At 50.1% G+C, this 6000-nt stretch carries 6 protein-coding genes and 1 pseudogene; all 7 read left to right on the forward strand.

The window, feature by feature from the left end; genetic code table 11:
* Window positions 1-5: 5 nt before the first annotated feature.
* Window positions 6-1745, forward strand: a complete 1740-nt coding sequence (locus AB5H98_RS03180; RefSeq protein WP_367924470.1) for a phage tail sheath family protein — start codon at window positions 6-8, stop codon at window positions 1743-1745.
* Window positions 1746-1786: 41 nt separating this feature from the next.
* Complete coding sequence (locus tag AB5H98_RS03185; protein ID WP_367924471.1) at window positions 1787-2236, forward strand: phage tail protein; 450 nt, start codon at window positions 1787-1789, stop codon at window positions 2234-2236.
* Window positions 2237-2285: 49 nt separating this feature from the next.
* A complete protein-coding gene (locus tag AB5H98_RS03190) occupies window positions 2286-2657 on the forward strand; it encodes a phage tail assembly protein (protein WP_367924472.1) in 372 nt (123 codons plus the stop codon).
* Between the two features lie 11 nt (window positions 2658-2668).
* A pseudogene (locus tag AB5H98_RS03195) lies at window positions 2669-2833 on the forward strand (DUF6760 family protein); the annotation flags it as partial.
* Window positions 2834-2836: 3 nt separating this feature from the next.
* Complete coding sequence (locus AB5H98_RS03200; protein WP_367924473.1) at window positions 2837-3346, forward strand: phage tail protein; 510 nt, start codon at window positions 2837-2839, stop codon at window positions 3344-3346.
* A 27-nt stretch (window positions 3347-3373) separates the two neighbouring features.
* Window positions 3374-5614, forward strand: coding sequence for a hypothetical protein (locus AB5H98_RS03205; RefSeq protein WP_367924474.1), 2241 nt, complete (start codon window positions 3374-3376; stop codon window positions 5612-5614).
* A gap of 3 nt (window positions 5615-5617) precedes the next feature.
* Window positions 5618-6000 (forward strand): hypothetical protein (locus tag AB5H98_RS03210; protein ID WP_367924475.1); only part of this gene is annotated, 383 nt, incomplete at its 3' end.

Consider the following 6000-nt stretch of genomic DNA (forward strand, 5'->3'; position numbering starts at 1 on the left):
GGAAAATGACCGTCCGGACCCAGACAATTATGGCTGAGTATTTATCCCCTGGAGTGTACGTGGAAGAATTTGAATCTGGCATGCGCGCCATGGAAGGCGTCAGCACCAGCACGGCTGGCTTTATCGGCATGGCCGAGCGTGGACCAGTGGTGGGAACACCCGAATTCATTACAAGTTTTGCGGACTATAAACGTAAATTCGGCGGTTATCTGTCCGAAAATACGCATGGTGCAAACCGTTTCTTGCCCTATGCAGTAGAGCAGTTTTTTGCCAACGGTGGAGCTCGCTGCTTTGTAATGCGTGTGGCTCCTTCCGATGCCAAGGCGGCCAGCGCAGTGATGAGCTGTGTAGTACTTACCGCCAAAAATCCGGGCAAATGGGGCAACGCCATTCGTGTGACTGTCACCGCTTCGTCGAAAGGAAAGACACAGGCAGTCGCTGTTAGCGAAGATGCTGCCGCTGCAAAGACTTATACGTTAAAAAATGCCGCCGCCTTCAGCGTGGGAGACGTGGTAGCTTTGTATGAGAATGGCCGTCTGGCCGGACACAATCGGGTTTCTCGGGTACAGGGCAATGAGGTGGCTTTTGAAAACGAGTTCGAGCAGGATATCGTGGATACAGGTCTTGTGCCTCGTCGAGTGCTGGCTACCTGCGAAGTTGATATCGAAATTGTATGTGAGGACGCCGTGGAAACGTATGAGACAGTTTCTTTGAATCCTCAGTCCGCCAGTTACATTGGAAACAAACTGGCGCGTTCATCGTTGGTCAATGTAAAAGTGACTCCCGTAGAGGACGTCTGCCCGCCGATGTTGGCGCTGGCCGGTGACGCAGCCGGTGAGAAGGCCGTATTCACAATGTCTGGTGGGGCCGATGGCAATTGCAAAAAGGTGGACGACGCCATGTATATTGGCGGCGGAGATGCCCCCGGCAATCGTACGGGTCTGGCTGCGTTTGAAGAGGTAACCAATGTGAGCATCATGGCCATCCCTGGTATTACCAGTGCCGCTGTACAGTTGGCTTTGGTGTCTCATTGCCAGAATCTGGCCAGCCGTTTTGCAGTGCTGGATATGCCTTTGGAGATGACCAAGCCACAGGATCTGCTGACCCACCGGGAAATTGTCGATTCTGATTACGCGGCTATGTATCATCCCTGGTTGGAAGTATACGATATGGCGGCGAAACGTCCCGCGTATATTCCGCCCTCCGGTGCGGTGTGCGGCATTTATGCTCGCAGCGACAATACCCGTGGCGTACACAAAGCCCCTGCCAACGAAGTTGTCAACAATTGCATGGGACTTTCTTGCATGTACAACAAGGGCGAACAAGATCTTCTGAATCCTGCCGGTGTAAACCTGATTCGAGCACTGCCGGGTCAAGGAATCCGTGTATGGGGAGCGCGCACCTGCTCGTCCAACAACTTGTGGAAATACGTAAACGTACGCAGGCTGTTTATCTATTTGGAGGAGACCATCCGGACACAGACCAACTGGGCCGTATTCGAACCCAACGACGAAGTGCTTTGGCTGCGTGTACAGCGTACCATTGTGTCGTTCCTGCGGGATATGTACCGTTCTGGTGCGCTGGTAGGTGCCAGTGAAGACGAGGCCTTCTTCGTCAATATCGGCCGCGACACCATGACAGAACAGGACATCGCCAATGGCCGCTTGATCTGCGTCATCGGCGCCGCTCCCAGCCGTCCCGCGGAATTTGTCATCTTCCGCATCACCCAGAACATGAAAGAGTGACGCCGCGATCGGCGAAGTGAACGAAAGGAAGGATAACAATTATGGCAGTCAATACCTATCCCTTTAAAAAATACAATTACCGTGTGGAGATCGACAGTATCGATGTCGCGGCCTTCTCTGAAGTCAGCGGCTTTGACGCCAGCGTAGACGTGATTGAGTACCGCGAAGGGACCGATCCAATCAACTCTCCGCGTAAAATGCCTGGCTTGACAAAATACGGCAACGTCACGCTGAAATGGGGCATGACCGAAAATTTGTCCTTTTATGAATGGGTAGCCGGTATTTCTGACGGTACAAAAGCGGCCGCCGAAGACCGGGTACAGGATATCACCATCTATTTGCAGGACGACGCCCACAATGACATCGCCAGTTGGACGTTGGTAAACGCTTGGCCCTGCAAATACACTGCACCAGACTTCAATGCCTCTTCCAGCGAAATCGCTTTTGAGAGTGTTGAGCTGGCCTTTGAAGAAATGCGTAGAGATCAGTAATTGCCAGTGCCCCGGCCTCTTTAGAGGCCGGGGCTGAAAGGAATAGATCATGGAAGAATTTGCAACAGAATTTGAGTTTGATCTGCCCAAAGGGTACATCGATTCTACCGGAACGCTGCATAAACATGGCGTGATGCGCCTTGCAACCGCGGCCGATGAGATTTTGCCGTTGCGAGATCCCCGAGTGGTGCAGAACCCCGGCTATCTCACCATTATTTTACTGTCCAGAGTCATCACCAGCTTGGGCACTGTGCCCAAGATTGATCCCCGGGTAATCGAACGGCTCTATTCTTCGGACCTTGCTTTTTTGCAGAGCATGTACCAGCGGATCAATGCCGTAGAACCCATTGTAGAGACTTGTGTGTGTCCCGAATGTGGCCATAAGTTTGAACAGCAAGTAAATTTTACGCAGGCGGAGTAACCCTCTATCCCGAGCAGGAATTGTACAAGGAAATGTCCTTTATTTCTTACTATTACCATTGGGATTACAAGACGGTTATGACGCTGGATCACAAGACTCGGCGGCGGTTCTGCGCAGAGATCTCTGCCATCCACAAAGAGTTGAACCAGACGCCGAAAAACATTTTCGAGGTATAAATCATGGACGTGGGAAAGGCACTTTTGAATTTACAGCCCGAACCAGTGCCGAGCTACAAGTTTCAGGTGTTTATTAACAACATCCGCTTGGGTTTTTCCAAGGTGACCAATATTGAGGAGTCCATCGAAACCGAGCCCTTTCAAGAAGGGGGAGTGAACGATCGAGTCTACTCTTTGCGCCGTCCTGTTAGTACCGAGCGCACATTGGTGTTTGAGCGAGGCCTGGCGGATCGAGGATTGGTTACAGATCTTTTGACTTTGCGTTTTGCCGTGGGGCAGCGCATTCCTCAGGACATTTTTATTTTAGTGGGGAACCGCAACGGAGCCATTGCAACACTTTACCAGGTACACGGTGCAGTTGTAAAAAAGTGGAGCGTCAACGACTTGGACGCGATGAACAGTGAAGTGCTCATCGAACGTTTTGAGGTGGCTTACGAAACGTTGGAAAATCATCAAATCGCAGGAAAGTTGTTGGGCGGGGCCCTATCGGCCTTGGGCATTTCGACCTTTTAAATCTAAACGCAAAAGGAGGAACTGGAGATGCTGCGGCCGGTATTGGATCCTGTTCTCACCCGGGAGATCATCGCACGCTACACTGGATTTGCTTCAAGCGTAGGTGCACCTGCCCCTATGGAGTTGCTGGCCAGCGCTCCGGCGGTTGATGTGCCGCAGTCGCACTGTGAAAATTACATACAAAATTTGTACCAGATTACCCGCGTCCTGCAAGAAAACATACTTGTAAATTTGCAATTGGATTTTCGATTTCTGGCATTGCATCTGTCCAATGCGCTGGAACAGGCCGAGCGTGCTGGAGCGCGGCGCGTACGTATGCTGGATAGACACGTGGAAATAGATTTCGACAAGACTGGCAAACTCCAATCCGCGACAGAAAAACAACCGGTTTTGAAAGGCGTAGGTCCTGTTTCCGTCGTACATCTGGCACGAAGTGCCGCACACATGCCGTTGTCCCCGGTTGAGTTTCCAGCATTGACTGCGGATTTTCAACAAAAATCTCCGGAGAAAGAACACAGTCGTGCTCGAAACGATTTGAGTGTAAACACCACAGTATCCGATTCCCTTGTTTTAAAATCTGAAAAAGAGTTGCCTGTTTCCATGCAACATGTACCGGTTGAACGGACTTTAAAAGAAGAGAATCCTGAACTTTCACAAAAAGGATTTACGCAGCAAAGCGGACTTTTAAAAAAAGAGAAATCGGACAGTAAAAGTATTGGGCAAAGTACGCGTTCTGTGCCGCTGGGACATGTAGATCAGGATGAACCGCAGGATGGTCCCGTTTTGGAACCTCGTCCCGCTCGACTGGAGTGGGAACATGTTCGTTCCACATTTCGAAGTGCAGAAAGACAGCTTTGGACACAAGCGACTCTTTTAGAGAAATCCCGAAAACTGCAGACAGCTCTCGCGCAGACAACCGTAGGGGAAAAGCGTATGATTTCGGACGGTTCAAAGTCAAATGGTTCGGACTTTGAAAGTCCGCAAAAAAGGGGCAACCCAAGGGGAACAGTAGAAAATACAAAAGGGATACTATATCCTCCTGAAACAAAAATTGGTGGGCACATGCATGCAAATGCCGAGAAAAGCATCGCCACTGTTCCAGAACAACAAGTGGTTCAAGGAATGCAAAAGCCGATGGCAGAACAAGCTTTCGTAAAGAACCTTTCGGCACCAGAATTGACCCATCCCAAAACGGAAAAAGTGAAAGAAAACACCGGCAGAAATCCAAGGTTAGAGAAAATTTCCTCGGCTCAGTGGAGTCAACGAGATACAACGATTCCTCAAACAAAACAGTCTTTGGCAACTGCCGTGACCATGACGCATAGAGAAGAAACGACAAAGCCAAAAGGCTCAAATCCAAATGAGCCGGCGGTTTTTACACAAGCGCTTCAAAAGGGTCAGGTATCGGCAAAGTTTGAAAATAGAAAGGATTCAAAAGCATCGTTCGAACAGGCTGAGTTGCCCGGGCGGAATGTTACCATTCCCGCACAACTAAGTCAGCAACCTCAGTTTATGCAATCAGAAGTTCCCGCAGCCATGACGCATCTACAAAAGACAATGGAACAAGGGGACTCTTTGCTCGGGCCAGCAGGGGACGGTCGAGTGCAATATTCAAAAACCAACATGCTTGTATCGTCTCAGCAAGTGGCGGAAAAACAAAGTACAGTTGTTTCAATTTCGCCGCAAACTTTGGTCCAGCCGTCAAAAGAGAGTCGTTCTGTGCGTTCTTTGTTTGCGTTCTCTGAGAAAGCAGGGAGTGCTTTATCGCCCAAGTCCCGTTTTGAGCATCGCATGTTGAATTCCTTGGCAGTTCCGCATGCTCGTATAAATCCGAGTTCGTTGTCTACAACCGAGACAATGACCACTTCTTCGCAAAGATTGTATTCTGCATTATCTGCAAAAGAAAAAAATCTCTTTTCAAATGAGGCCGTTTCCAATTTTGTTCATCCCACTCAACAAAATAATGCAGAACAAAAAGTTGCCAGTCTGGCCGATTCCCCGGCGGTGATGGAGTTGCGGAAAAATCCGGTGGCGGCCGCTTCTCAATCTCAGCAAGAGGTGAACGAAATTCCAACGGTGCACCGTACCCGGACAACACACAAAAAAATAGTTGAAAAGGAAGAGGCGTCGCCTTCGCATCCGACGGAAAACCAGATGCACCGAACAGTTGAACGGATTCCATTGAGCGAAGTGGAGCGCATTGCGGATAAGGTATATCGGCAAATTGAATCCCGTCTGCGCAGCGAAAAAATGAGAAGGGGGATGTGAGCAGTGGCATTGACAGATACATTGAAAAATAAGGCTGTGGGTGCACTGACACCTGCCAAACTGGAAAAAGCCCGCCTGGAGATTGTGGCAGGCGCCAACGCGCGCACGACTGCGGATAAGAAAACAGTGATCGTGCAGTTTAATCCATCGGAGTATACATTGGAGCGCAGAGTTCATCTTGCGCAGCGCCGCAGTTTGGGAGGCAATGGAACCCCCGACCAGGGGCAGGTCCCCGCTGGTGAGCCGGCTCGTCTGACGGTGCCATTGTATTTTGATACCATCACCGATTTGCATAGTACCAGTTTGTCGGATGTAAAGAATGCCTTTACCAGTACGGCCGGACTAACGGCTTTGGCCAAGGATCAGTTTGGACGTGCCTCCAATAA

This window comes from uncultured Ruthenibacterium sp. (assembly GCF_963558415.1).
Lineage (GTDB): Bacteria > Bacillota > Clostridia > Oscillospirales > Ruminococcaceae > Ruthenibacterium.